This is a genomic window from Burkholderia sp. Bp8998 (assembly GCF_003854235.1).
Taxonomy (GTDB): domain Bacteria; phylum Pseudomonadota; class Gammaproteobacteria; order Burkholderiales; family Burkholderiaceae; genus Burkholderia.
The window spans coordinates 12435-39229 of sequence record NZ_QTQF01000022.1; the positions used below are offsets into that span (position 1 = coordinate 12435).

Annotated in this window: 18 protein-coding genes; 10 read left to right on the forward strand and 8 right to left on the reverse strand. The window is 67.3% G+C overall.

From position 1 onward, the window contains the following. The first annotated feature begins 93 nt into the window (after positions 1-93). The 6 genes from glyA to DIE06_RS21610 all read left to right on the forward strand — a co-directional run bounded on the left by glyA (position 94) and on the right by DIE06_RS21610 (position 10514). On the forward strand, positions 94-1389 hold the full coding sequence (glyA, locus tag DIE06_RS21585) for a serine hydroxymethyltransferase (RefSeq protein ID WP_124663083.1): 1296 nt from the start codon (positions 94-96) through the stop codon (positions 1387-1389). Positions 1390-1549: 160 nt separating this feature from the next. Continuing rightward, on the forward strand, positions 1550-2437 hold the full coding sequence (locus tag DIE06_RS21590; RefSeq protein WP_124663084.1) for a dihydrodipicolinate synthase family protein: 888 nt from the start codon (positions 1550-1552) through the stop codon (positions 2435-2437). 6 nt (positions 2438-2443) lie between these two features. Beyond that, entirely contained in the window at positions 2444-3775 is a 1332-nt protein-coding gene (locus DIE06_RS21595) for an FAD-binding oxidoreductase (protein ID WP_124663085.1), read from the forward strand. Positions 3776-3791: 16 nt separating this feature from the next. Then, positions 3792-5285 (forward strand): aldehyde dehydrogenase, encoded by a 1494-nt coding sequence (locus DIE06_RS21600; protein WP_124663086.1) that lies wholly within the window; start codon positions 3792-3794, stop codon positions 5283-5285. A 288-nt stretch (positions 5286-5573) separates the two neighbouring features. Further along, complete coding sequence (locus tag DIE06_RS21605; RefSeq protein ID WP_124663087.1) at positions 5574-6572, forward strand: LysR substrate-binding domain-containing protein; 999 nt, start codon at positions 5574-5576, stop codon at positions 6570-6572. 420 nt (positions 6573-6992) lie between these two features. Then, entirely contained in the window at positions 6993-10514 is a 3522-nt protein-coding gene (locus DIE06_RS21610; protein ID WP_124663088.1) for a pyruvate carboxylase, read from the forward strand. Between the two features lie 146 nt (positions 10515-10660). On the opposite strand, the gene deoC is transcribed toward DIE06_RS21610, so the two are convergent. From deoC to DIE06_RS21635, 5 genes are all read right to left on the reverse strand, one after another. Continuing rightward, on the reverse strand, positions 10661-11341 hold the full coding sequence (deoC, locus tag DIE06_RS21615) for a deoxyribose-phosphate aldolase (protein ID WP_124663089.1): 681 nt from the start codon (positions 11339-11341) through the stop codon (positions 10661-10663). Positions 11342-11448: 107 nt separating this feature from the next. After that, complete coding sequence (locus tag DIE06_RS21620; protein WP_124663090.1) at positions 11449-12726, reverse strand: MFS transporter; 1278 nt, start codon at positions 12724-12726, stop codon at positions 11449-11451. Positions 12727-12753: 27 nt separating this feature from the next. Then, positions 12754-15576, reverse strand: a complete 2823-nt coding sequence (locus tag DIE06_RS21625) for a molybdopterin cofactor-binding domain-containing protein (protein ID WP_124663091.1) — start codon at positions 15574-15576, stop codon at positions 12754-12756. After that, positions 15557-16411, reverse strand: coding sequence for a xanthine dehydrogenase family protein subunit M (locus tag DIE06_RS21630; RefSeq protein WP_124663092.1), 855 nt, complete (start codon positions 16409-16411; stop codon positions 15557-15559). Before DIE06_RS21630 ends, DIE06_RS21625 begins: the two co-directional genes overlap by 20 nt. Positions 16412-16468: 57 nt before the next feature. Further along, on the reverse strand, positions 16469-17146 hold the full coding sequence (locus DIE06_RS21635) for a TetR family transcriptional regulator (RefSeq protein WP_124613121.1): 678 nt from the start codon (positions 17144-17146) through the stop codon (positions 16469-16471). A gap of 441 nt (positions 17147-17587) precedes the next feature. On the opposite strand from DIE06_RS21635, the gene DIE06_RS21640 reads away from it, so the two are divergent. From DIE06_RS21640 to DIE06_RS21650, 3 genes are all read left to right on the forward strand, one after another. After that, the gene (locus DIE06_RS21640) at positions 17588-18892 is read left to right on the forward strand and encodes an ATP-binding protein (protein ID WP_260433674.1); all 1305 of its coding nucleotides are present in this window, start codon (positions 17588-17590) and stop codon (positions 18890-18892) included. A 238-nt stretch (positions 18893-19130) separates the two neighbouring features. Further along, positions 19131-19520 carry a BON domain-containing protein gene (locus DIE06_RS21645; RefSeq protein ID WP_124663094.1) on the forward strand — a complete coding sequence of 130 codons (390 nt, stop codon included), beginning with the start codon at positions 19131-19133 and terminating at the stop codon, positions 19518-19520. 96 nt (positions 19521-19616) lie between these two features. After that, positions 19617-20057 carry a DUF3331 domain-containing protein gene (locus DIE06_RS21650; protein WP_124663095.1) on the forward strand — a complete coding sequence of 147 codons (441 nt, stop codon included), beginning with the start codon at positions 19617-19619 and terminating at the stop codon, positions 20055-20057. Between the two features lie 65 nt (positions 20058-20122). On the opposite strand, the gene DIE06_RS21655 is transcribed toward DIE06_RS21650, so the two are convergent. From DIE06_RS21655 to DIE06_RS39575, 3 genes are all read right to left on the reverse strand, one after another. Next, complete coding sequence (locus DIE06_RS21655) at positions 20123-20554, reverse strand: universal stress protein (RefSeq protein WP_124663096.1); 432 nt, start codon at positions 20552-20554, stop codon at positions 20123-20125. Next, the gene (locus DIE06_RS39570; protein WP_409364509.1) at positions 20538-20825 is read right to left on the reverse strand and encodes a hypothetical protein; all 288 of its coding nucleotides are present in this window, start codon (positions 20823-20825) and stop codon (positions 20538-20540) included. Before DIE06_RS39570 ends, DIE06_RS21655 begins: the two co-directional genes overlap by 17 nt. Positions 20826-20933: 108 nt before the next feature. After that, positions 20934-21170, reverse strand: a complete 237-nt coding sequence (locus tag DIE06_RS39575; protein ID WP_124663097.1) for a DUF4148 domain-containing protein — start codon at positions 21168-21170, stop codon at positions 20934-20936. A gap of 546 nt (positions 21171-21716) precedes the next feature. Here DIE06_RS39575 and DIE06_RS21665 point away from each other — a divergent pair. Next, the gene (locus DIE06_RS21665) at positions 21717-26774 is read left to right on the forward strand and encodes a trifunctional serine/threonine-protein kinase/ATP-binding protein/sensor histidine kinase (protein WP_124663098.1); all 5058 of its coding nucleotides are present in this window, start codon (positions 21717-21719) and stop codon (positions 26772-26774) included. Positions 26775-26795 lie beyond the last annotated feature (21 nt).

Here is a 26795-nt window from a genome sequence, read left to right on the forward strand (position 1 = left end):
GACGGCCGGGGCCACGACGATGGCGCCGGCCTTGCAATGTGCGGTACATGAAGTTCATGCAGCACGTCACGAATCGCGTCGCGGAGTCACCAAGTGAACGAGAATGCCCGCTTTTTTTCCGAAACGCTCCAGAGCCGGGATCCGGTGATCGCATCGGAAATCGCGCTGGAACTGCGTCGCCAGCAGAGCCAGATCGAACTGATCGCGTCCGAGAACATCGCGTCGGCGGCGGTGCTGGAAGCACAGGGCACGGTGCTGACGAACAAGTACGCGGAAGGCTATCCGTCCCGGCGGTACTACGGCGGTTGCGACCATGTCGACCGCATCGAGGCGCTCGCGATCGATCGCGCGTGCGCGCTGTTCGACGCGAGCCACGCGAACGTCCAGCCGCACTCGGGCGCGCAGGCCAACGGCGCGGTGATGCTCGCGCTCGTCAAGCCGGGCGACACGGTGATGGGCATGTCCCTCGATGCGGGCGGCCATCTCACGCACGGCGCGCGGCCCGCGCTGTCGGGGAAGTGGTTCAACGCGGTGCAGTACGGCGTGAGCCCGGACACGCTGCGCATCGATTACGACGATGTGCGCCGGCTCGCCGAGCGGCATCGCCCGAAGCTGATCATTGCCGGCTACTCGGCGTATCCGCGCGCGCTCGACTTCGCCGCGTTCCGCGAGATCGCGGACAGCGTCGACGCGAAGCTGATGGTCGACATGGCGCACATCGCCGGCATCGTCGCGGCCGGCCGGCATCAGAACCCGGTGCCGTTCGCCGACGTCGTGACGTCCACCACGCACAAGACGCTGCGCGGCCCGCGCGGCGGCTTCATCCTGACGAACCATGCCGAGATCGCGAAGCAGATCAATTCGGCGGTATTTCCGGGGCTGCAGGGCGGCCCGCTGATGCATGTCGTCGCCGGCAAGGCGGTGGCGTTCGCCGAGGCGCTGCGCCCGGAGTTCACCCGCTATATCGATCAGGTATTGCGCAACGCGCAGACCCTCGCGAGCGTGCTGACGGCCGGTGGCCTGTCGCTCGTCACGGGCGGCACGGACAACCATCTGCTGCTGGTCGACCTGCGTTCGCGATGCATCACCGGCACGCAGGCCGAGAAGGCGCTGGAGCGCGCCGGCATCACCTGCAACAAGAACGGGATTCCGTTCGATACGGAAAACCCGACGGTCACGTCCGGCATTCGGCTCGGCACGCCGGCCGGCACCACGCGTGGCTTCGGACCCGCGCAGTTCGAGCAGATCGGGGACATGATTCTCGAAGTCCTGGCGGCGCTCAAGCGCGAACCGGGCGGCGACGAAGCGGTCGAGCGGTCGGTGCGGACCCGCGTGCGCGACCTGTGCAGTCAGTTTCCCATTTATGCGCATGCGGAGGCGTTCGCCTGATTCCGGCATCGGTCCGGACCCGGAACATCGTTCGGATCACGTAGCGAATCGATCGGCGTGGCGGCGCGACTGCCGCGACGCGCCGACGATGTTTTGTCGAATTGCCGGTTTCCCGCCAGACCGCGGGAACCTGGTGCAACCACTTGATTGAGGAATCTAAATGAGCTTCGAGGGCGTACACACACCGCTGGTCACCCCGTTCGACGCGGACGGCGAAATCGATCATGCACTGCTGGGCCGCCATGCGGCCGATCTCGCGGGCCGGGTGTCCGGTCTGGGCATCGGCGGGACGACGGGCGAATACTACGCATTGAGCTTCGACGAGCGCGTGCGCACGTTCGATACGGTCGCGGCAGCGGCCGGCGGCAAGACGTTCCTGACCGCGGGCATCAACGCGACGACGACGAAGGAAGTGCTGCGCCTCGGCCGCGAGGCGAAGCGCGCGGGACTGAACGCGTTGCTGGTTGCCGCGCCGTACTACGCGCAGCCGACCCAGCAGGAATTGCTCGCGCATCTGCTCGCGGTCGACGACGCGCTCGACATGCCGATCATGCTGTACAACTTCCCGGCCCGCACGGGCACGGCAATCGGCGACGACATTCTCGAGACGCTGCTCGAGCGCAAGAACTTCGTCGCGATGAAGGAAAGCACCGGCGATATCGCGCATCTGCATCATCTGTCGACGCATTTCAGCGGCCGGCTCGTGCTGAGCTGCGGGATGGACGACCAGGCGCTCGAGTTCTTCGCATGGGGCGCGCGCAGCTGGGTCGCCGGCGCGTCGAACTTCCTGCCGGAAGCGCACACGGACCTGCTCGACGCGTGCGTGAAGCGCGGCGATTTCGCGGCCGGCCGCACGCTGATGGCGCAACTGCTGCCGGTGCTCGAACTGCTCGAGCGCAGCGGCAAGTTCATTCAGTACGTGCGCTACGGCTGCGAGCTGGCCGGCTTGCCGGTCGGGGTCGCGCGCGCACCGCTCGGCGCGCTGTCGGGCGACGAGCGTGACGCGTTCGCGAAGCTCGTGAAGCCGCTGCTGCGCGACGGCCGGTAATTCGTCATGGGCTCGAACCTGGAGTTCGCGCGGTTTCCGGCACCGGACGGGATGAACGGATGGTGGGAGAGCCTGCCGCCCGCGCAGGAAGCCCGAACCGTCACGTCCGACAGCCGGTTCGACTGGGTGGTCGTGGGCGGCGGCATCACCGGGCTGTGCGCGGCGCGCCGGCTGGCGGAGCTCGCACCCGACGCGTCGATCGCGCTCGTGGAGGCCGACCGGATCGGCCGCACGACGGCCGGGCGCAATTCCGGATTCTTCGTCGACCTGCCGCACGACATCAGCAGCGAAAGCTACTCGCGCAGCATCGACGAGGATCGTGCCGACGTGCGGTTTCAGCGGCACGGCATCGACTACGTGCGTGACATCGTGCGGCGCTTCGGCATCGACTGCGACTGGCGCGACGACGGCAAATTCCACGCGTCGGTGAACAAGAAGGGCGCCGCCGCGCTCGCGCATTTCGCCGACGGCCTGACCCGCATCGGCGAAGCGTTCGAATGGCTCGACCAGGCCGCGATCAAGGCCGTGACCGGCACCGACTTCTACACGGGGGCGCTGTTCACGCCCGGCTGCAGCACGGTGCAGCCGGCCGCGCTGATGCGCGGCCTGGCGGCGACGCAACCGGCGAACGTGACGGTGTTCGAGCTCAGCCCGGTGACGCGGATCGAACCTCGCGGCGACACGCGCGTGCTGCATTTCGCGGGCGGCACGATCGCCGCGAAGCAGGTGATCCTCTGCACGAACGCATACGCGGCGACCTTCGGCATGCATTCGAACGGCCTGCTGCCGGTCTATACGTTCGCGTCGCTCACGCGGCCGATGAACGCCGACGAAGTGGCGAAACTCGGCGGCACGCGCTCGTGGTCGCTGATTCCGGCCGACCCGATGGGCACGACGGTGCGGCGCCTGATCACCGATCGCATTTGCGTGCGCAACCATTTCGCGTTCCGGCCGGACGTGCAGGTGTCGCAGGCCGATCTCGCGAAGTCGCGGCAGCTGCATCAGCGCTCGTTCGAGCGCCGCTTCCCGATGCTCGGCGGCGTCGAGCTGGAATATACGTGGGGCGGGCCGCTGTGCCTGTCCGCCAACAACGGTGCGCTGTTCGGCAGGCGCGACGACGGCCTCTACCAGGCGATCGGCTGCAACGGCCTCGGCCTGAGCCGCGGCTCGTCCTCCGGCAAGCTGATCGCGGAATACGCGCTCGGCGAATCGAACAGCCTCGTGCAGCAGTTGCTGAAGCAGCCGCATCCGCGGCCGCTGCCGATTCGGCCGATCGTCGACCTGGCCGTGTCGGCGACGATCTGGGCCAAGGAGTTCTCGGCCGGTGCCGAGCTTTGATTACTGAGGAAACGACATGACGACCCATCAGGATTGGAAACAGAAGGCGAATGCGTTGTCGCTCGACGGTCGCGCGTTCATCGCGGGGCAACGCAGCGCGGCGGCGTCGGGCGAGACGTTCGCCACATTCAACCCCGCATCGGGCAAGGTGCTCGCCGAGGTCGCGCGATGCAACGAGCGTGACGTCGAGCGGGCGGTCGCGGCCGCGCGCGACGCGTTCGAATCGGGCGTCTGGTCGAAGGCCGCGCCTGCGCACCGCAAGGCGGTGCTGCTGCGCGTCGCGCAACTGATCGACGAGCATGCGGAGGAACTCGCGCTGCTGGAGGCGCTGGAAGCCGGCAAGCCGATCGGCGAATGCCTGGGCCTCGACATTCCCGAGTCGGCCGCGTGCATTCGCTGGCATGCGGAGGTGACCGACAAGCGCTACGACGCGTTGTCGCCGTCCGGTGCGGGCGTCGTCGGCATGATCACGCGCGAGCCGATCGGCGTCGTCGGCGCCGTGCTGCCGTGGAATTTTCCGGCGCTGATGCTCGCCTGGAAGATCGGCCCCGCGCTGTCGGTAGGCAACAGCGTGGTCGTGAAGCCGGCCGAACAGACGTCGCTGTCGACGCTGCGGATCGCCGATCTCGCGCTCGAGGCCGGCGTGCCGCCGGGCGTGTTCAGCGTCGTCACCGGGTTCGGCGCCGAGGCCGGCGAGGCGATCGGCCGCCATCCGGACGTCGATCTCGTCGCGTTCACCGGCTCGACCGCGACCGGCAAGCGCTTCCTGCACTATTCGGCCGATACGAACCTGAAGCGCGTCGTGCTCGAGTGCGGCGGCAAGAACCCGCAGGTGATCCTGCCGGACGTCGCGAACCTCGATGCGGTGGCCGAGCAGGCCGTCGCGGCCGCGTTCTGGAACATGGGCGAGAACTGCAGCGCCGGCTCGCGGATCCTCGTGCCGGCGAGCCGCAAGGCGGAACTGCTGGAGAAGGTCCAGGCCGTGCTCGCAGGGTGGAAGACCGGCGATCCGCTCGACCCGGACGTGAAGCTCGGTGCGCTGATCGAGCAGAAGCACTACGAGAAGGTGCTCGGCCATATCGAGAAGGCGAAGGCGGAAGGCGCGCGCGTGGTGTGCGGCGGGCACGCGATCCTCGCGGAGACGGGCGGCTGGTTCGTCGAGCCGACGATCTTCGATCATGTTACGCCGGAGATGAGCATCGCGCGCGACGAGGTGTTCGGGCCGGTCGTGTGCTTCATCGAATTCGACGACGTCGACGACGCGGTGCGGATCGCGAACGACACGTGCTACGGGCTGGCCGCGTCGCTGTGGACCGACAACGTGAACAGCGCGCACAAGGTCGCCGCGCGGATTCGCGCCGGGACGGTCACGGTGAACTGCTTCGGCGAAGGCGACCTGTCGACGCCGTTCGGCGGCTTCAAGCAGTCGGGCTTCGGCGGGCGCGACAAGTCCGTCTACGCGCACGATCAATATTGCGAGCTGAAGACCACCTGGCTGAAGCTCGACTGAGGGCGCGCGCCGGACGAGCCACGCGCCCGGCCCGCACCGCCGACGGTCATGCCGATCCGCCGTTCGTCTTGCAGTCCCCATCATCGCTTCCGACACTGGCGATGCAGTGCACAATCGATCGACAATAGCGTCATCGCGCCGCCGTTGCCAGCCGCCAGGCCGACTCGCAAGCTGCCCTATTCGGACAATTGAAAGGTTTGCGATGCAACTGCCCGCGGGCAGCCGGCGGGACTGTCGTCGACGGGTTCGTCGACCCAGCGTCCGACCTCCGTTTTGAGAGTGAAAGCCATGTTGAAGAAGCAATTGTTTGCCGATCGGCTCCTCGCGCAGATGCCGTCGCTGCGCGCGCTGCGGTGTTTCGTGACGGCGGCGCGCTACGAGAGCTTCACCCAGGCGGCCGAGGTGCTATGCGTGACGCAGGCCGCGATCAGCCGGCAGATCAAGGAACTCGAGGATTCGCTCGACGTCGCGCTGTTCGAGCGGACCGGCCGGCATATCGCGCTGACGGACGCGGGGCGGATTCTCTACAACGCGTCGTATCTGTCGATCATGAACATCGCCGAGGCGGCGGAGGCCGTGCGCCGCACCGACCGGCACGCGCTGATGATCTGCGTGTCGCACACGTTCTCGGCGCTCTGGCTGTCGTCGCGGTTGCCGGCGTTTCGCGAGCAGTTTCCGGATATCCGGCTGCACGTGATCGTCACCGAGCACTTCATGGAACTCGACGGGCTCATCGAGCCCGACGTCATCATCACGAAGAACCCGCCGCGCGAGCCCGAGTTCGAAGTCGAGCCGCTGTTTCACGACATCGTGTATCCGGTGTGCAGCCCGTCGTTTCACCAACGTCATTTTCATGGGCGGTCGCTGAAGCCGCTGGACCTGCTGTCGCGCCCGACCCTGAACCTGTCGATGCTAGGCCGCGCGCAGGTCTGCGAGCACGTCGACTGGCGCGTGTGGCGCAACTGGTTCCAGCAGAGCGACGGCACCGACACGCTGACCGAGAACAAGCATCTGGAAAGCAACGACTACCGGCTGCTCGTCGCGCAGGCCGAGTCCGGCGAGGGCACGCTGCTGGGCTGGCACCACCTCGTGCACCGGCAGATCGACCAGGGCATCCTGATGCGGCCGGTGCAGGACGTGCTGGTGTTTCGCGATCGCCATCACTATCTGATCACGCACCGGAATGCGCAGCCGCGCCCGGAATACCGGCTGTTCCGTCAATGGCTGAGCGACGAGGTCGGCGTGATGATGCGCGGCTGGCTCGATGCGGGCGTCGAGGTCGATTGACCACCCTCGCCGGATTTCAGAATTGAAACTTCGATTCCATCTCTGAGCCGAGATGGGGCCGGGTCGCGCGTCGGGAGCTCATCCATCAACGCCGTCCGTTCGATATGCGAGGTGGCCTGCTTTTTGCGTCGACGGAACGACATGCCCGGTGTTCGCTCGTTTGGCCGGTCTTTCCGGATGAAATGAACCGGACCGACGCCCGGCCGGCGAGCCGGTCCCTTATTTCCGGTTGGTCGGCTGAATACCATTCGTCGTCGCGACGGTTATAGCCACAGTCGGGCGATATGACGAACATGTTGACTGGCGAAAGCCGGGACGATGCAACTGCGCTCGACCGACGCGAGGATTCGCACGCCGCCCAGTGAAGCAACCGGGTGGAGGACGGCGCATCGACGAATTCCATTCAACCCTTCACTATCCATGGCCGCCGTGACGCCTACCCCCATCCAGTCCATCCTGATCGCGAACCGCTCGGAAATCTCGATTCGCGTGATGCGTGCCGCCGCCGAACTGAACATGCGTACGGTGGCGGTGTATTCGAAGGAAGACCGTCTCGCGCTGCATCGCTTCAAGGCGGACGAAAGCTACCTGATCGGCGAGGGCAAGAAGCCGCTCGCCGCGTATCTCGACATCGACGACATTCTGCGCGTCGCGCGGCAGGCGAAGGTCGACGCGATTCACCCCGGCTACGGCTTCCTGTCCGAGAACCCGGACTTCGCGCAGGCCGTGATCGACGCCGGCATTCGCTGGATCGGCCCGTCGCCGGACGTGATGCGCACGCTCGGCAACAAGGTGGCCGCGCGCAACGCGGCGATTGCCGCGGGCGTGCCGGTGATGCCCGCGACCGCGCCGCTGCCGGACGATCTCGCTGCATGCAAGGCGCTGGCCGCCGAAGTCGGTTATCCGCTGATGCTGAAGGCGAGCTGGGGCGGCGGCGGACGCGGGATGCGCGTACTGGAAAGCGCTCAGGACCTCGAAACGCTGCTGCCCGTCGCGCGCCGCGAGGCGCTGGCCGCGTTCGGCAACGACGAGGTGTACGTCGAGAAGCTCGTGCGCAATGCGCGCCACGTCGAGGTGCAGGTGCTCGGGGATCTGCACGGCACGGTCGTGCATCTGTACGAGCGCGACTGCACGGTGCAGCGGCGCAACCAGAAGGTGGTCGAACGCGCACCGGCGCCGTATCTCGATCACGACGGCCGGCAAGCGCTGTGCGAATCCGCGCTGCGCCTGATGCGCGCCGTTGGCTATACGCATGCGGGCACCGTCGAATTCCTGATGGATGCCGACACCGGCCAGTTCTACTTCATCGAGGTGAACCCGCGCATCCAGGTCGAGCACACGGTGACCGAGATGATCACCGGGATCGACATCGTGAAGGCGCAGATCCGCATCACGGAAGGCGGGCGGATTGGTCTGGCCGACGATGTCATCGATGGCGCGGGCACGCTCGTCGAACGTGCGGCCGGCGTGCCGGAACAGCAGGCGATTCCGCTGAACGGCAACGCGCTGCAATGCCGGATCACGACCGAGGATCCGGAGAACGACTTCCTGCCCGATTACGGGCGGCTCACCGCGTATCGCAGCGCGGCGGGCTTCGGCGTGCGGCTCGACGCGGGCACCGCCTATGGCGGCGCGGTGATCACGCCGTACTACGACTCGCTGCTGGTCAAGGTGACGACCTGGGCGCCGACGGCGGCCGAATCGATTCACCGGATGGATCGCGCATTGCGCGAGTTCCGGATTCGCGGCGTCACGTCGAACCTGCAGTTCCTCGAGAACGTGATCAACCACCCGTCCTTCATCGCGGGCGACGTCACGACGCGTTTCATCGACAAGACGCCGGAGCTGCTCGCATTCGCGAAGCGCGGCGATCGCGCGACGAAGCTGCTGCGCTATCTCGGCGAGCTGAACGTGAACGGCAACGCCGAGATGGACGGCCGCACGCTGCCGGTACTGCCGCTGCCGAGGCCGGTGCTCCCGAAGATCGATACGACGGCGGCGATCGCAGCCGGCACACGCGACCGCTTGCGCGAACTCGGGCCGGAGAAGTTCTCGCAGTGGATGCTCGACCAGAAGCAGGTGCTGCTGACCGACACGACGATGCGCGACGCGCACCAGTCGCTGTTCGCGACGCGCATGCGCACGGCCGACATGTTGCCGATCGCGCCGTTCTATGCGCGCGAGCTGTCGCAGCTGTTCTCGCTCGAATGCTGGGGCGGTGCGACCTTCGACGTCGCGCTGCGCTTCCTGAAGGAAGACCCGTGGGAGCGGCTCGCGCTGCTGCGCGAACGCGTGCCGAACATCCTGTTCCAGATGCTGCTGCGTGGCTCGAACGCGGTCGGTTACACGAACTACGCGGACAACGTCGTGCGCTTCTTCGTGCAGCAGGCCGCGAGCGCCGGCGTCGACGTGTTCCGCGTGTTCGATTCGCTGAACTGGGTGCGCAACATGCGCGTGGCGATCGACGCGGTCGGCGAGAGCGGAATGCTGTGCGAAGGCGCGATCTGCTACACCGGCGACCTGTTCGACACGTCGCGCTCGAAGTACGACCTCAAGTATTACGTCGGCATCGCGCGCGAGCTGCAGAAGGCCGGCGTGCACGTGCTCGGTATCAAGGACATGGCCGGCATCTGCCGCCCGCAGGCGGTCGCGACGCTCGTGAAGGCGCTCAAGGAGGAAACCGGGCTGCCCGTGCATTTCCATACGCACGACACGAGCGGGATCGCCGCGGCGTCGGTGCTCGCGGCGGTCGGTGCGGGCTGCGACGCGGTGGACGGCGCGCTCGACGCGATGAGCGGGCTCACGTCGCAGCCGAACCTGTCGAGCATCGCGGCGGCGCTGGCCGGCAGCGAACGCGATCCGGGGCTGGATCAGGACCGCCTGCACGAAGCATCGATGTACTGGGAAGGCGTGCGCCGTTATTACGCGCCGTTCGAATCGGAGATCCGCGCGGGCACGGCCGACGTCTATCGTCACGAGATGCCCGGCGGCCAGTACACGAACCTGCGCGAGCAGGCGCGCTCGCTGGGCATCGATCATCGCTGGACCGAAGTGTCGCGCGCGTACGCGGATGTGAACCGCCTGTTCGGCGACATCGTGAAGGTCACGCCGACGTCGAAGGTGGTCGGCGACATGGCGCTGATGATGGTCGCGAACGACCTCGGCGTGGACGACGTGCGCAACCCGGACAAGGACATCGCGTTCCCGGAATCGGTCGTGTCGCTGTTCAAGGGCGAGCTGGGCTTCCCGCCCGATGGCTTCCCGGCGGACCTGTCGCGCAAGGTGCTCAAGAGCGAGCCGCCGGCGCCGTATCGTCCCGGTGACCAGATTCCGCCGGTCGACCTCGATGCGGCACGCAAGCAGGCCGAGGCCGCTTGCGAGCAGCCGCTCGACGATCGGCAACTGGTGTCCTACCTGATGTATCCGAAGCAGACGGTCGACTACTACGCGCACGTTCGCGCGTACAGCGACACGTCGGTCGTGCCGACGTCGGCGTTCCTGTACGGCCTGCAGCCGCAGGAGGAGGTGGCGATCGACATCGAGCCGGGCAAGACGCTGCTCGTGTCGCTTCAGGGCCAGCACGCCGATGCGCAGGACGGCATCGTGAAGGTGCTGTTCGAGCTGAACGGCCAGTCGCGTTCCGCGCTGGTCGAGCAGAAGACGGTCGTGCACGCGGGCAAGGAGCGCCATGGGCTGCAGCGCGCCAATCCGGGCAATCCGCTGCATGTGGCCGCACCGATGCCGGGCTCGGTGGTGACGGTGGCGGTGCAGCCGGGGCAGCGCGTGACGGCCGGCACGACGCTGATCGCGCTCGAGGCGATGAAGATGGAAACCCACATCGCGGCGGAGCGCGACTGCGAGATCGCGGCCGTGCATGTGAAGCCGGGTGAGCGCGTCGCGGCCAAGGATCTGCTGATCGAGTTGAAAGACCCGATGCAATGAGTGGTGCCGCGATCGGTCGTCCGGGCTGACCGGGCAGGGAATCGCAACCGGCACGCCGCCCGCCCGGGTGGCGTGCCGACTGGCTCGGAGACGGCTGCCCGCAGGTCGTTATCCGCGGACGCGCAGGCAGCCGGCCCGCCGCCCGGTCAGTACGCCGCGTCGCCGCCGCCCTGGTCGCTGACGATCGCCACGCCCGAGCTCGTGCCGAGCCGCGTCGCGCCGGCCGCGAGCATCGCGAGCGCGGCTGCGCGGTCGCGCACGCCGCCCGATGCCTTCACGCCGAGCACGGGACCGACGGTGCGGCGCATCAGCGCGACGTCCGCGAGCGTCGCGCCGCCGTGTCCGAAGCCGGTCGACGTCTTCACGAACGCGACGCCGAGGTCGCGGCACATCTCGCACACGCGCACCTTCTCGTCGTCGGTCAGCAACCCCGTTTCGAGGATCACCTTGAGCGGCACCGTGCCGCATGCGCGGTGCACGGCGTCGATATCGGCCTTCACGTCGTCGGCGCGGCCGCTCTTCAGCGCGCCGAGGTTGATCACCATGTCGATCTCGCGCGCGCCCGCCGCGATCGCGGCCGACGCCTCGAACGCCTTCGCGGCGGACAGGCCCGCCCCGAGCGGGAAGCCGACCACCGCACAGGCGAGCACGCCGGTGTCGGCCAGCTCGCGCGCGGCGAGCGGCACGTTCGCCGAATTCACGCAGACCGAGTAAAAGCGATGCTCGGCCGCCTGGCGGCAGAGTTCGCGGATCTGCGCGTCGCTCGCGTCGGGCGCGAGCAGCGTGTGATCGATGGTTCGGGCGAGCTGGGCGTTGGAAAGCGGCATGTGTCGGGGCTCCACGGATCGTGTGCCGGAACGGTACACGGAAAGTTGATGTGTTCACCTCGGTTCGTTACCAATACGCGGTGCCGGCCGGGCGCGCGCGCCGGCATTCACAGCGATGTGGCCTTCGTCTCGGGCAACAGCAGAACCGCCAGCAGCACAACGCCATAGGCCGCGCCGGAAAAGATCGCGATCGCCAGCGCGAGGCCGAGCGAATGACTCAGCAATCCGACGAGACTCGGGAACAGCGCGCCGATACCGCGACCGAAGTTGTAGGTGAAGCTTTGCGCATTCGCGCGGAAGTTCGACGGATACAGTTCCGTCAGGTAGGCGCCGACGCCGCTGAAGATCCCGCATGACGAGAAGCCCAGCGGGAAGCCGAGCCACAGCATCTGCGCGTTCGACAGCGGAAGCGTCAGGTACAGGCACACCGACACGAGGGACAGTGCCGAAAACAGCATGAAGTTGCGGCGGCGTCCCCACAGGTCGGACAGGTAGGCGCCGACCACGTAGCCGCAAAACGACCCGACGATGATCACGAACAGATAAGCGCTGGTGTCGAGCACGGACAGGTGTCGCTCGATCTTGAGGAAGGCCGGCAGCCACGTGGACATCGCATAGAAGCCGCCCTGGATGCCGGTGCACAGCAGCGCGGCCAGAACCGTGCGCCGCGCCTGCGAACGCGAGAAGATGGCCCACACCGGCGGCTGGCGTGCGCCTTGTTTTCGGGCGGCGTCCGTCCGCACGAATACGTCCGGTTCCGGCACGTGCTTGCGTACGTACAGCACGAGCAGGGCGGGCACGATGCCGACCCAGAACAGGCTGCGCCATGCGAGCGACTCGGGCAGGATCGAAAACGCAATGCTGTAGAGAATCGCCGCGCAGCCCCAGCCGATGGCCCAGCCGCTCTGCACGAGGCCGACCGCCTTGCCGCGATGGGCGGGTGCGACGATCTCGCCGATCAGCACGGCGCCCACGGCCCATTCGCCGCCGAAGCCGAGCCCTTGCAGCGCGCGCAGCACGAAGATCTGCTCGAAGTTCTGAGCGAAGCCGATCGCCAGCGTGCAGACCGAGAACCACAGGATGGTCCCCTGCAACACCTTGACCCGTCCGTATCGATCCGCCAGGATGCCGGCAATCCAGCCGCCCACCGACGAGAAAATCAGTGTCACGGTGCTCAGCAGCCCGGCCTTGCCGCGATCGAGGCCCCACAGGTCGATCAGCGAAGCCAGCACGAAGCTGAACACCATGAAATCGAACGCATCGGTCGCCCAGCCGGCGAACGCCGCCTTGAACGCCCGTTTTCCGGCGGGATCGAGCGCCCCGTACCACGACGAGCGGAGTACGGGTCGCTGCGAGACTTCCTCGGTATTTGTCGTTGGCGTCATGGTCTTATTCGCGAAGTGGGAATGGCGCTATCGAAGCCCGGAAGGCGGTTGACGGGGCGCGAGCGCGCGACGCACGACATCCGGCGTGGCCGGGGCTTCGCGGATGCGTACGCCGGTCGCGTGACGGATCGCATTCAGGATGGCCGCAGCCGTGGGAACCAGCGCCGGCTCGCCGATGCCTTTCGCGCCGTACGGGCCGATGGCCGTCGGCGCCTCGATGAAGATCGACCGCACGTCGGGCATGTCGTGCACCGTCGGAATCACGTAGTCATGCAGATTGTTGTGCTGGCCGGGGTGGTACTTCTCCATCAGCGCCATGCCGATGCCTTGCGCCACCGCGCCTTCGACCTGTCCTTCGAGCAGCGTCGGATTGACCATCCTGCCGACGTCGTGCACGGCCACGACCTTGAGGACCCGGACGCGCCCGCTCTCGCAGTCCACCGCGACCTCGGCCATCTGCGCGCCGAACGCGTAGGTTGCATAGGGTGCGCCTTGCCCCGACGCATCGAGCGACGTGGTCGGCGGGTCGAAACTTTCTTCGGCCGCGATGACGTAACCGTGTGCATCGACCGGCAGCGTGCGCAGATCCAGCGGGTTGCCGTCGACGGCAATGCCGCGCGTATCGACCGAAATCCGCGCGTCGGGTGCCGCGCCGGCGAAGCCGAGCAGCCGGTGGCGCAGCGTCGTGCCGGCCAGGAAGGCGGCTCGACCGGTGATGAAGGTCTGGCGCGACGCCGACGTGCGGCCGCAATCCGGCGACAGCGCGGTGTCCGGGCCGACGAATCGCAGTCGATCGACCGGCACGCCCAGTGCATCCGCCGCGATCTGCGGAATGACGGTGTTCGCGCCTTGCCCGGCGTCCACCGCACCCTGGTGCAGGACGATCGCGCCGTCGGGCCGGATGCCGAAGCGCACGGTCGACGGGTTCGGCAATGCAGTGTTGCCGCAACCGTAGAAGAACGCTGCGACGCCGACGCCATGGCGCAGGTGGCCCGGCGACGCCGCATTCAGTGTCGTGATCCGCGCATGCGCGTCATGCCATGCCGGGCGTAGCGCATCGAGGCACGCGACAAGGCCCACGCTGTCGTCGAGGACTTGCCCCGTCGGCAGCGTGTCGCCGGGCCGCAGCGCGTTCATCGCGCGGAACTCGAGCGGATCGATGCCGGCCGTGAACGCCAGCTCGTCGATCAGCTGTTCCTGCGACATCGTCGTCTGCGGCACGCCGAAGCCGCGGAACGCGCCCGCGGGCGTGACGTGCGTATGAATCGCCCGCGCCCGTGCCGAGTAGTGGGGAATCACGTACGGGCCGCCGGCATGCACCGGCACGCGATTCGCGACGGCCGTCCCCCAGGACGCGAACGCACCGGTATTGAAGTCGCCTTCGAACGTCACCGCGCGGAGCCGGCCATCGGCATCGGCGGCCATGCTGGACGTCATGTGGCCTGGATGGCGCTTGGTCGACGTGGCCATCGATTCCTCGCGCGAGAACGCCATCGCGACGGGCCGGTCGAGATGCCAGGCCGCGATCGCGAGCAGCGGCTGGACGGTCATGTCGAGCTTGCCGCCGAAGCCGCCGCCGACGGCGGTCGCCACGACGCGTACCTGCTCCGGCGGGACGGCGAGAATGCGGGCGAGATCGCCGCGATGCGGATGCGGCGCCTGCGTCGACGAATAGATCTCGACGGTGTCGCCCACGCGACGCGCCCAGCCGGCCTCGGGCTCGAGATACGCATGCTCGACGAAACTGGATTCGAACGTCGCACTCACGACGTGACGGGCGTCTTGTATCGCGCGCTCCGGGTCGCCACGGCGCACGCGCCCCTCGATCAGCACGTTGCCGGGACGATCGGCGTGCAGCTGCGGACTGTCGTCCAGCACCGCATCGGCGATCGCGAGCACCGGCGTCAGCGGTTCCCAGCTCACCGGAAAGCAGTCGAAGTCGAGCGCCGCGATGGCGGCGCGCTCGCCAACCACCAGCGCGACCGCCTCGAGATGGTGGCGCGCCTCCATCTCCGGAAGGACGGGCTGATCCGCGTACGGTGTCGCGACACCGTGCAGATTCATGCCGGGCACATCGGCGTGGGTGAGGACACGGTGCACGCCCGGATGGGCGCGCACGAATGCGTCGAGGTCGCCGAACGCGAAACGCGCGCGGTGATGCGGATTGCGGACCGCGCGCAGGAACAGGCTGTCGGCCGGATAGCCGTCGGCGCCGAAACGCTGGGTTCCATCGACCTTTTCCGGACCGTCGAGCCGCGTCAGCGGTACGCCGACGGACGGCCCTTCGGACGGCGCAGGCGTCACGCATCGCGCGGCGGCGCCGCATCCCACCTCGGTCACGGCGTCGACGATCTTCTGATAACCGGTGCAGCGGCACAGCACGCCGTCGATCGCGGCCCGCGCGCTGGCGCGGTCGGTCACCTCGCCGGCGTCGATCGCCGCCGCCGCGGCCGTCAGCATGCCGGGCGTGCAGAAGCCGCACTGCACTGCCTGATGGGCGAGGAACGCGTGCTGCAGGCGGCCGCCGCAGCGGGTGCCTTCGGCGAGGCCTTCGATGGTGACGACACGGCGCCCCGCGACCTGGCCGACCGGAATCAGGCACGCGTAGCGCGCGTCGCCGTCGACGATCACCGTGCAGCTGCCGCAATCGCCCTGGCGACAACCTTCCTTGGTGCCGAACTGGCGCAGGTCCGCGCGCAGATGGTCGATGAGCCGCTGCGAGTGGTCGGCCGGCAGGCTTCGCCGCGTGCCGTTGAGCTCGAACCAGTCTGGCTCCGGCGAAACCGGCGTGCTGCCGCCCGCGATGGTTTCGCGAACGTCGGCCAGCTGATCAGGCAGTGGATGCGCCACGTGCGTTCTCCTCGATGCAGCATGTGAAAGCGCGCGTGACCGCCAGCCGCGCGAGATGAATGCGATGCGACGCGGTCGCCCGGCAGTCGTCGACCGGAGACAGCTCGGCAAGCGGCGCCGCCGCGATTACGCCGGCCAGTTCGTCGAGCCGCCGGCCCGCGAGTGCCGCCTCGAGCGCCCGCATCCGGCGCGCCACGTCGGATGCGCCGCCGATCGCAACGGCGACCGCGTCGGCCGTGCCGTCCGCACCCACGCGCAATTGCGCGGCGGACGAAACGACGGCGATCGCCGAGCCGTCGCGATTCGTGCATTTGATGAACGACGTCCGGTCGTGCGTGTGTGGTGGTGCAAACAGCACGGCGACCAGCAGTTCGTCCGCGTGCAGCGCGGTCCGGCCGTTGCCTAGCAGGAATTCGGCCAACGGCAAGCGGCGCACGCCGCGCAGGCTCGCCAGCTCGACCCGGGCGTCGAGCGCCAGCAGCGCGGGGATGCCGTCCGCCACCGGCGACGCATGGCACACGTTGCCGCCGATCGTGCCCTGGACGCGAATCTGCCGGGGGCCGACGCAAGCGGCGGCCGCCGTCAGCGCCACCGGCAGCCATGCCGTCCGGGCGATGGCTTCCCAGGTGCTCGCCGCGCCGATGCGGATCACGTCGTCGTGCTGCTCGATGGCGCGCAACGCATCGATGCGGCTGATATCGACCCAGGCCGAGCGGGCGGGCACGAGGCCGATATCGGCGAAGGCGTCGGTGGCCCCGCAAACGATGCGCGGCCACGGCTGTGTTGCCAGCCGGCCGAGCACTTCGTCGATGGTGTGGGCGCGAAGATAGTTCATCGCAACGGAGCCTGCATCTTGATGGTCACGAGGGTCGACAGCGGCGCCGGCACACGCTCAAGCATCGATCGACGCGTCCTTGCGGACCACCCGCAGCACGCTGTCGATCACGAACGTCTCCCAATGGCGCACGGCATCCGGCGCATTCAGCTCCTCCCCGAGGAACGCGGACAACGTATACAGGTTCGACGTATAAAAATACGCGGTTGAGATGATCAGCAGGAAAACGTCGCGCGCCCGGAGGCCCGTGCGAAACAGGCCTTGTGCGACGCCGTTCTCGAGAATCTTCGCGATGATCTCAACCGCATGCGACGAGTACTCGCCCCGGCGCTCGAGCTTGGACAGGTGCTTGCCCTTGTGCAGGTTCTCCGTGTTGAGCAGCGTGATGAAATCCGGATTGCGCCAATAATAGTCCAGCTTGAAGCGAATCACGGACTTGAGCGCTTCCACGGGGTTCGAAGCATCGGGCGCCATTTTGAGCTCCGCCTCGTCCATCCGTCGGTAGATGCCTTCGAGCACCGCAACGAACAGCCCTTCCTTGCTCCCGTAGTAGTAATAGATCATCCGGTCGTACGACTTCGCCAGCCGCGAAATCCTTTCGACGCTGCCGCCTTCGTAGCCGTAGCGCGCGAAGACCTTGGTCGCCGCGTGCAGGATCTTGTCGCGGGTTTCCTGCGCAGCCGCCTCCCGGACACCGGTTCCACGCACTGCCTTGCCTTTTGCTGCTTGAGCCATACCGTTCCTATGGCGGCCGCCAACCCGGCCATGCCGCCTGAAAAAAACTGCACTGGCGGCGTTCCCGCAAACTTTCGTACAGGGAACGCTACATGAACTCGCAATTCTACGGAACTCTTCTCGCGTCCGCAACATGACATAAATTCACCGTAGATTCAATGGTTTGCATTCGCACTGCACGGCGGAGCCCGCACCATGGCGAACGAAATATCGCTATCTTCATATTTTTATTTCGAGAAAGTGCTGCTAACATTCGTTTGTGGAGTACTCACTACATGAAACGTTGATTTCAGGTTGGCAGAGGCCGCAACCCGGTACGCAGGAGATAGACGAATGAACCACGAACTCGACGATTCCTGCAGCGCTTTCGCTGCGCGGACTACCTGGAAATCGCTCTCCGGCCCGAGCGGCCCTGAAATGACCCCGGTCATCGAGGAACTCATGTCTCAATCGCTTCTCGCACTGGACGTGCAGGTGTTGCGCCAGCTTTCCCACACGATGGCGGACGAGGTCGCGCCCGCGACGCGCGTCGGGAAATTGCTCGAGGCAGCGATACAGCGCACGGCGGCGACTTGGGGCGTGATCGCGGTGATGCGCGACGGCGGCTGGGAGGGGGCCGTCAGCGCGACGGCGGCGCATCGGTCGCACGTCGAGCGGCTGCCGGCCGATCGGTTGCCGGTGCCGATCATGGCCGCTGCCGTGCATTTGTGCGACGGGCTCGTGCTGGGCGATGCCTGCGCCGCCGACCATTGGCGGACCGACGACTATGTGCGCCGTCGCAAGCCGCGCTCGGTGATGTGCGTGCCGATACGCTGCAATGGTGCATTGATGGGTGCGCTGTATCTCGAACACGGGGACTTGCCGGGCATTTTCACGTCGACGAACGCCGCGTTGGTCGAGATCCTTGCGCTGCATGCCGGGTTCGTTCTGGAGAACCTGCGTCTGCACGATGAGCTTGCTGCCCGGCAGGCCCGCGCGAACAGCATCGCGGCAAGGATCGGCGACACGCCGTCCGACGCGGATTGTGCGGATCGCTTGAAGGCGTACGGCGAGCTGGCCGCTTCGATCGTGCATGAGGTCGCGCAACCGATCACGGCCATCGATACGTCCGCGCGCGCGGGGCTGAAGTGGCTCGATCGCGGCACGCCGAACCTCGACGCCGCGCGCGAGATGTTCGCCCATATCTGCGCGTGCGCCGGGCGCGCGCGCACCATCATCCGCGCACTGCGCGCCAACGCATGGCACGAGGCTCCCGCCTTTGCAACGTTCGATCTCGCCGAGGCGCTTTCCGAGGCGGCCGAGATCATGGCAAGCACGCTGGATGCGATGAGGGTGCGCTTGCGCGTCGACGAGTTCGCGTCCCCGATGCCGATGCGCGGCGAACGCATTCAACTGCAGCAGGCCGTCATCGGCCTGCTGATGAACGGCGCGGAAGCGATGCTGGGCATCCCCGAGGAGCGCCGCGTACTCGTGCTGGCGTGCGAAGCCGTTCAGGAGGGCTTGCATATCCGGATCGACGATAGCGGCGACGGCATCGATCCGCGGTTGGCGCAACGCATCTTCGAACCGCTGTTCACCACGAAGCCGCACGGGATGGGCATGGGCCTTTCCATCTGCAAGTCGATCGTGGATGCGCACGATGGTCAACTGGCACTGACGCCGCGCGCGGAAGGCGGCACGCGCGCAATGGTGATGCTCCCGCGTTTTTCGATTGACGGTGCATCGGCCGCGCCTCAGGCGGCGTGATGCGCGGCGACGCGTGCAGCCATGTCCGCAGCCTATACGAACGTATGCGGCCATCTATCCTGACGGGTTGTGCAGCTAGCTACAGATGCTATGGATGCCGTTGACGCAGCGCCTTATTCTGGTTCCACCGGTACACGAATCGCATCGGTGACGACTCGGGCGACAGGTGGTCGAGTCGGCTTCGCGATGTGGCCGGAACCTGCGTGCCATTCGATACCAGCAACCCAAGGAACCCATCATGAAAATTCGACAAGTCATCCTGAATGGCGGCCTGGCGGCCGTCCTGCTCGCCGGCCTGCAACTGCAGGCATTTGCCGACGAAAGTGCCAATGCGGCGAGCACGGATGCCGCGGTGACGTCCACCCCGACATCCGCCCAGACGAAGAAGGCCACGCGTGCGGCCAACCGCACGTTCTCGCGGTCGATTCAGAGGACGCTGTCGCGGACGAAGGGGCTGCAAGGGCAAGCGATCACGGTTTTCGCCAATGCCGCGACCGGACAGGTGACGCTGGCCGGCCAGGTGCAAACCGAAGACGAAGATCATCTCGCGGTCGAGTCGGCCCGGAAGATCCGCGGCGTCAAGTCGGTGAAAAGCGAACTGATGCTGCGTGAGAAAGGCGGCGCCTGAGCGAGGGCGCGCGCATCGCGGGGCCGAATGACAGGGTGTCGGTGATTCGTGCGTCCGCTTTCACATGATCGATCCGATTGATTGGGAGAAGTGGTGATGGGGATGCTGCATGAAGCGGACATCGTGGCTCGCACGTTGATCAATGTCCTGGATCCGTCGCAGGAACAGCGCAGCGTGTGCTTGCGAGCGCAGCGCACGCGATACAAGGCGCGACGCGTCGGGCTGCGTCAATGGAACGAGGACGATGCGCGTGCGCGCAGCGAGCCGCCTACCAGGATAGCCGTGATGGAGCGCCTGTCGTTGTCCATGATCACTGTTTCGTGGAGCGACTCCTGTTCAGGGCGGTATGCGGAGCAAATCTGGTGCAGGAGCCGCGCGCGCGTGCCGTCGATCTGTGCACTGACGGGGCGCGCGATCCAACGCGGCGATCCGGTGTTCCGTCCGCGCGGGAGCGATGTCTGTCTGCCCGGCAACCGGCAGCGGATGATTCTTGCCGCGACCGTTCAGCCGTGCATCGATGCGGTCGACGCGAATTAGGCGGGGCGGCGAACCGCGGACGAACGCGATCGCGCGTCGTCCGCGCGTATCGATGCGCTGCGGCGCTAGGTCGACGCGACCGTGACGACGACAAGCGCCGCACCCGGAACGCGCTCGGCCAGATCGAAGTGAACGGGAGACTCGCGCCACCAGCGAGCGAACCCGGTGGGCGCGCGATATCCGACGACGATCATGTCCACGCAGGCTGTCGACGCATGCGCGGCGATGGCATCGGCCGCGCGTCCGAAGCGGACATGGCCGCGCGCGGCGATGCCGTGGTCCATCAGGTTGTCGATCGCTCGTTGAAGATCGCGATGGGCGGATTCCGCCAGCCGCTGATGGGCGAGCTCGCTGAGCAGTCCGGCCGACCGTGCGTTGGCGGTGACATTGTCGACGATGGCGACGACGTCGACCGTGGCCGACAATGCGCGGGACAGCGACGCACATCGTGCGAGCGCGGCGTTGGCTTCGTGGGATCCGTCATAGACGAGCAGCATTCTGGACAGCGATGACATCTTCGATATTGGCGGCGGGGAATGAGATTGCCCGTGACGGGCACCGGTTGCGGGTACGTGCGCGGAAGCGGGCGCGACTGCTAACACTGAACACGCGATGGCAATCGTTTATTCCGATGCGATCCTCCGCGCCGGCGATCGTGTCGCGGCCGGTTCGCACCGGCAGGCGCGCGACGTGGACGCGATGTCCCGTCTCCCGCTGCACGTCGCGCGACGCGTCGGCCGCACGAGCGGTGCCGAGGAATCCCGGCATCTTCGTGGCTTCGCCCGCACGCGGATGCGCGGCAGGCCGATGAAGCACGCGCACGAGCCGGCGAGCATTGCGCCTGCCCGTGCCGGACCTCCGGAAAACGTCGGTGCTTCAATGACCGGAATAGAGTTTCCTGAGCGCGTCGAGCTCGCCGCTCTGGCGCGCGCGAGCGAGCTCCTGACGCACTTCGGTACGTGTCTTTCCCGTCGGCATCGCGATGGCCGGTGCCCGTTGGGTCGTGGCGACGGCATCTTGATCCGCCGTCAACGAATCGACGGGGGCCGCTGCATGGGCGCTGGCTGCGGTAGCAAACGCGACGAGCGCGAAGGTGATCCTTGAGGTCTTCATGTCGGAATCCGGAAGGTGAGTCGATCGAATGGTATGCACGGTATCTGGCGAGCGCGGGAGCCGGATGCACCGGCCGCGTCGCGAATGTCGTCAGAATCCGCCGCATCTGTATTGAGCGCCGCGAAGGTATCCCGCATGTGTCCGCGGCGCGGCGTTTTGCAATGTCATGTATCGACGCGGACACGCGATACATCCGGATACGAAAGCGCCGATCATGACGCGACGCGAATGCGCTTCGACAACGCGCAGGCATTCGCCGGCGCGCGTTGTTGCATTGACGATATCGGGCTGGAATAATCGGCGGGTTCGCGTGTTATCACGGGTACCTGGAATAAGGCGAGGCGGCCGGTGAGGTGCGACACCGCACGAGCGACATCGAGTGCGCCCCGCGGCCTGCGTCACGACCGCGGGTTCGAACGAACGGATACAACCCGGCATTCCGCCGCAACACGTGGCCGGTGGCACGGGTGTCGCATGCCGTGCTCCACGCCGCCGTGCCAGCGGCGTTCGAGCTGATGAACGCCACCGTTTCCTTACTGCATTCGCATGATCGAACTGTCGACACGCCGCTTTATCGAATTGAGCTCCGGCCCGCCACGGCTGCACCGCGCGATCGACGACCATGCGCCGCCGGTTCTGGTCGCCGGGCGCGGCGCGGCGGCGCCGTCCGCGGTCGCGGCGCTGCAACGCGAATATGTGTTGCGCTCGGCGCTGCACGAACGCTGGTCCGCCGTGCCGCAAGCCATCGTGTCGCACGGTGGCGGCGCCGTGCTCGTCCTGGCCGATCCGGGCGGCATGCCGCTCGCCGTTGAAGCTGTCCCGCAGCACCGTTTGTCCGCGTTTCTGCGGCGCGCGATTGCGCTCGCGACCGCGCTGGGCGAGATGCATGCGGCCGGTATCGTGCATCGCGCGCTTGCGCCGCATCGCTTCCTCGTGGATGACGACGATCGTGCGTTCGTGACGGGCTTCGGCCATGCGATCGGCCCCGATGCGACCGACCCGTTGCGCGACACCGCTCTCGAGTGGGACGACACGGATTTCGTCTATACGGCGCCCGAACTCGGCGCGCGCATGAACCTGCGTGTCGACGCGCGCGCCGATCTTTATTCGCTCGGCTGCATTCTCTACGAGCAGTTGACCGGTGCGCCGCCGTTCGATGCGACCGATGCGGCCGGGCTCGTGCACGCGCATGCCACGCATTCGGCGCGCGCCCCTCACGAACTCGTTCCCCATGTACCCGAGCAGATTTCGCGGATCGTCGTGAAGTTGCTCGAAAAGGCGCCGGAGCAGCGTTACCGCACAGCCGCGGGGCTCGTCGCCGACCTGCAGCGATGCGAGCAGTGCCTGCGCCGCGACGGTCGCATTCCGATGTTCGCGCTCGATGTTCATGCGGCGCTGCAGCGTCTGCAGCACGCCGATCACGTGGTGGGCCGCGAACCGGAGATCGATGCGTTGCGCGCGCAGTACCGTGCCGTCGCCGCCGGTGGCGAGATGCGCGTCGCATGGGTTTCCGGCTACTCGGGCATCGGCAAGTCGACGCTGCTGCTGGAGGCCGTCGCGCGCATCCGGCACGACGGCGCGCTGCTCGTGGCCACCAGCAAGGGCGAGGAAGGGCGCCGCGGCACGCCGTATGCGATGCTTGCCGAGGCGGTGGCGCCGCTGCTGCAATTCGTGCTGGGTTGCGCGGACGACGAATTCGACAGGTGGCGCGCGCGAATCGGAACGGCCGTGGCGCCCGTCGGACGCACGCTCGCGCGATTCCTGCCGGCGCTCTCGGCGGTGCTGGGCCCGCAAGCGGGGCCGCCGGAGCAATCCGAACTGTCGCCCGGGCTGGAGCGCGAGCGCGTGCTGCAAGCGATCGCCCGGTTGATCGCGTGTTTCGCGACGCCGGAGCGTCCGCTCGCGCTGTTGCTCGACGATCTGCAATGGGCCGATGCGGGCACGATACAAGTGCTGGAGCGGCTGGTGCAGCAACACAGCGACACTGCGTTGTTGCTCGTCGGCGCCTATCGCGGCAATGAGATCGATGCGGGTCACCCGTTGCGGGCCGGCCCGCTGGCCGATGTTCCCGATGCATTGACGGTGGAGCTCGGGCCGCTGAACGAGCGCGCGACGACCGAGCTGATCGCCCATGCGCTGCATCAGGACACCGATGCGCTGCGGCCGTTGTCCGACCTGATCGGGCAGAGAACCGGCCGCAATCCGTTCTTCGTGCATCATCTGCTGCGCCTGCTGGCCGACGAAGGCATGCTCGATTACGACGCGGGCGCCGGCCTGTGGCGCTGGAACATGGCGCGCATCGCCGCGCATCGCGGCGGCGATGATGTCGCGATGATGCTGGCGCGGCAGTTCGAGCTGCTGCCGGACGCCGCACGATTCATGCTGCGTCTGCTGGCCTGCATCGGCCAGCGTGCATCGACGCGCCTGCTGGCCACGGCGGCCGGCCTGAGCGAGCCCGATGCGATCGACGGGCTGCAGGCGGCGCTCGATGCCGGCAGTGTCCAGCGCGACGGCGACGACTGGACGTTCTGGCACGATCGCATTCGCGAGGCCGCGTATGTGTCGATTCCGGAGGACGAGCGCGCGCCGCTGCATCATGCGATCGCGTGCCGTTTGCTGGCGGCCGGCGAGGCCTGCGCCGACACGTTCGTGCTGGCCGCGCAGGCGAACCTCGCCGGCACGATGGCCGCGACACCCGCGCAGCGCCGCGCGTTCGCGCGCGTGAACCTGGAGGCCGGACGGCAAGCGCGGGCCGCCACCGCACATCATTCCGCGCTCGGCTTCTTTCGCGCGGCGGTCGATTTCCTCGGCGAACGGGACACCAGCGACGACGGGCTCGATGCGCGCATGCTGTGCGGCGAGGCCGAGTTCATGACCGGTGCGCTCGAAGCGGCCGAAGCGCGCCTCGCCGAGCTGGAGCGCGTAGCCGGCGACGGCACGTTCGGCGCGGATCTCACGCGCCTGCGCGCGGCGTTGTACACGGCGCTGGGCCGCTTCGATCTCGCGCTCGGTGTCGGCCTTGCGTTCCTGAAGCGCGCCGGCATCGATATCCCGCCCCATCCGGACAGCGCGGACGTGCATCGCGAATACCTGCGCCTGCGCGGCTGGCTGGATCGCAACGGGATCGACGCGCTGCGCGACCTGCCGATCATCGCCGATCCGCTGCAGCGCGCGATCGTCGACATCTTTGCCGACCTGATCCCGCCGGCACTCTATTCCGACCAGGATTTGGTCGACATGATTCTGCTGCGCGCGGTGAATCTGGCGATCGAGCACGGCCATTCCGATGCATCGGCCGACGTCTACGTCTGCATGAACCAGATCTTCGGCGTACGTTACGGCGATTACGCCGCGTCGCTGGCATTCGGCGAGCTCGCGCTGCATCTGGTCGACGAGCGCGGGCTCGATCGGTATCGCGGCCGCGTATACATGGCGCACGGCACGATCGTGGTGCCGTGGGTGTTGCCGGCGCGCTCGGCCCGCGCGTATATCTCGCGGGCATTCGAGATCACGGTCGAGTGCTGCGATCATACGTTCGCGCTCTATTGCAAGCGCAACGAGGCGACCGGCATGCTGTTCGCCGGCGAATTTCTCGGTGACGTGCGCGATACGGTGACGCACGGGCTCGCGATCGCGCGCGATGCGAATTTCCAGCTCGTGATCGATGCGCTGCTCGCGCAGCAGATGCTGCTGAAGCAATTACAGGAAGGCGAGAGCGACGATCGCGACCTGTTGGCCCCGCCTGAGGGCCGGCCGCCGACCCTGGTCGATCTCGCGTATTGGGTCTACAGGCTGCAAGCTGCACTGTTGTTCGGCGATCTTCCGGACGCGCTCGACGCGCGTCGCCACGCCGAAGCTTGCGAGCATGCGGCGCGTTCGTTTGCCGAGCGGGCCGATCTGCCGTTCTACGGCGCGCTCGCGCTACTTGCGCTGCCCGGCCGCGATGCGTCCGACGAGGCTGCGCTGCAGCGCCATGTCGAGCAGCTCGACGTCTGGGCGCGCGCATGCCCGGAGAACTTCGTCGCGCGACGCGAGCTGGTGCGCGCCGAGCACGCGCGCGTGAACGGGCTGCAGCTGGACGCGGCGGAAGCCTATGCGCGCGCCGTGGTGCACGCGGGCAGGCATGGCTTTACGCAGGTCGAGGCGCTGGCCGCCGAGTATGCGGCGCGATTCCATGCCGGTCGCGACACGATTGCCGCGCACGCGTATTTGCGCCACGCGCTGAGCGCATGGCAGCGTTGGGGGGCGCTCGCGAAGGTGCGCGAGTTGCAGGCCGCGCATCCCGATGTATTCGATGCCGGAGCCGCCAATCCGGTCGGGAGCCGGATGCACGCACTGGACGTGAACGCGGTGCTGCGCGTGTCGAACGCGCTGGCGAGCGACATCGTGCCGGCGCGTCTCGTGGAAACGCTGTTGCGCACGACGCTCGAAAGCGCCGGCGCCGAGCATGGCGCGCTCGCGGTGCTGCGCGAGGGTGTCTGGCATGTACCGGCGCGCGCGGACGTGATCGACGGCACGATCGTCGTGACGCAGGAGGCCGTGTCGTTGACGGCGAGCGTGCTGCCCGTCTCGGTCCTGCAGGCGGTCGCGCGAACGCAGGAAGGCGTGGTGATCGACGATGCATCGGAGTCGCCGGTTCATGGTCAGGATGCCTACGTTCGCCGTCGACGCCCGCGTTCGGTGATGTGCGTGCCGCTGATGCGTTATGCGACGCTCGTCGGCGTGCTGTATATGGAAAACAATCTGGCGGCGCGGATGTTTACCGCGGCCAAGGCCGCGCTGGTGGAGGTGATCGCGTCGCAGGCCGCTTTTGCGCTCGAGAATGCGCGGCTCTACGAGGAGCTGCTCGAGCAGAACCGCCAGCGCGCGCATGCCGAGGAACAGTTGCGTGCCGCACTGGCCGGCCTCGAGCGCGCCAGCCGGCTGACCGCGATGGGCGAGCTCGTCGCGTCGATCGTCCACGAGATCGGACAGCCGATCGCCGCCGTCGACACGTCGGCGAGCGCCGGGTTGCGCTGGCTGAACCGGGAACCGCCCGACCTCGGCGAAGCGCGGGCAATGCTCGAGCACATCAACCGGAGCGCGGCGCGGGCCAAGAGCATCATCCAGGCGCTCCGCGCGAAGGCACGCAAGGCCGCGCCGCAGTTTGCGACGGTCGACCTCGCCGAGGCCGTGCGCGAGGCCGCGGCGCTCGTCGCGCGGCAGCTCGACACGCTGGACGTGGTGCTGGAGCTGCGCAGTCACGAGGGCCCCGTCTACGTATACGGCGACCGTATCCAGCTCCAGCAGGTCGTGATCAACCTGCTGACGAACGGCGCCGAATCGATGGCCGAGCTCGAGACGGCGCGTCGTCTTTCGCTTGCGTGCGAAGCGTATGGCGTTGACAGCGTGTGCGTGAGCGTGGAGGATTCGGGCAGCGGCATTGCACCCGATATCGCGGACCGGCTGCTCGAACCGCTTTTCACGACCAAGGAGAACGGGATGGGCATGGGCCTCGCCATTTCGCATTCGATCGTGGACGCTCACGGCGGCACGTTGACGCTGTCGCCGCGAGAAGGTGCCGGTACGCGCGCCACCGTGATGCTGCCGCGGGTCGATCCATGATGTGTCGTCCGTCGGCGCGAT

Bases quoted from the DNA above. Each gene is read 5' to 3' on its own strand.
- deoC (WP_124663089.1), bottom strand. From the start codon at position 11,341: ATGCCGCTTTCCAACGCCCAGCTCGCCCGAACCATCGATCACACGCTG.
- DIE06_RS21600 (WP_124663086.1), top strand. From the start codon at position 3,792: ATGACGACCCATCAGGATTGGAAACAGAAGGCGAATGCGTTGTCGCTC.
- DIE06_RS21605 (WP_124663087.1), top strand. From the start codon at position 5,574: ATGTTGAAGAAGCAATTGTTTGCCGATCGGCTCCTCGCGCAGATGCCG.
- DIE06_RS39575 (WP_124663097.1), bottom strand. From the start codon at position 21,170: ATGAAGACCTCAAGGATCACCTTCGCGCTCGTCGCGTTTGCTACCGCA.
- DIE06_RS21595 (WP_124663085.1), top strand. From the start codon at position 2,444: ATGGGCTCGAACCTGGAGTTCGCGCGGTTTCCGGCACCGGACGGGATG.
- DIE06_RS21620 (WP_124663090.1), bottom strand. From the start codon at position 12,726: ATGACGCCAACGACAAATACCGAGGAAGTCTCGCAGCGACCCGTACTC.
- DIE06_RS21655 (WP_124663096.1), bottom strand. From the start codon at position 20,554: ATGCTGCTCGTCTATGACGGATCCCACGAAGCCAACGCCGCGCTCGCA.
- DIE06_RS39570 (WP_409364509.1), bottom strand. From the start codon at position 20,825: ATGCCGGGATTCCTCGGCACCGCTCGTGCGGCCGACGCGTCGCGCGAC.
- DIE06_RS21610 (WP_124663088.1), top strand. From the start codon at position 6,993: ATGGCCGCCGTGACGCCTACCCCCATCCAGTCCATCCTGATCGCGAAC.
- DIE06_RS21635 (WP_124613121.1), bottom strand. From the start codon at position 17,146: ATGGCTCAAGCAGCAAAAGGCAAGGCAGTGCGTGGAACCGGTGTCCGG.
- DIE06_RS21650 (WP_124663095.1), top strand. From the start codon at position 19,617: ATGGGGATGCTGCATGAAGCGGACATCGTGGCTCGCACGTTGATCAAT.
- DIE06_RS21665 (WP_124663098.1), top strand. From the start codon at position 21,717: ATGATCGAACTGTCGACACGCCGCTTTATCGAATTGAGCTCCGGCCCG.
- DIE06_RS21640 (WP_260433674.1), top strand. From the start codon at position 17,588: ATGTCTCAATCGCTTCTCGCACTGGACGTGCAGGTGTTGCGCCAGCTT.
- DIE06_RS21590 (WP_124663084.1), top strand. From the start codon at position 1,550: ATGAGCTTCGAGGGCGTACACACACCGCTGGTCACCCCGTTCGACGCG.
- DIE06_RS21645 (WP_124663094.1), top strand. From the start codon at position 19,131: ATGAAAATTCGACAAGTCATCCTGAATGGCGGCCTGGCGGCCGTCCTG.
- DIE06_RS21630 (WP_124663092.1), bottom strand. From the start codon at position 16,411: ATGAACTATCTTCGCGCCCACACCATCGACGAAGTGCTCGGCCGGCTG.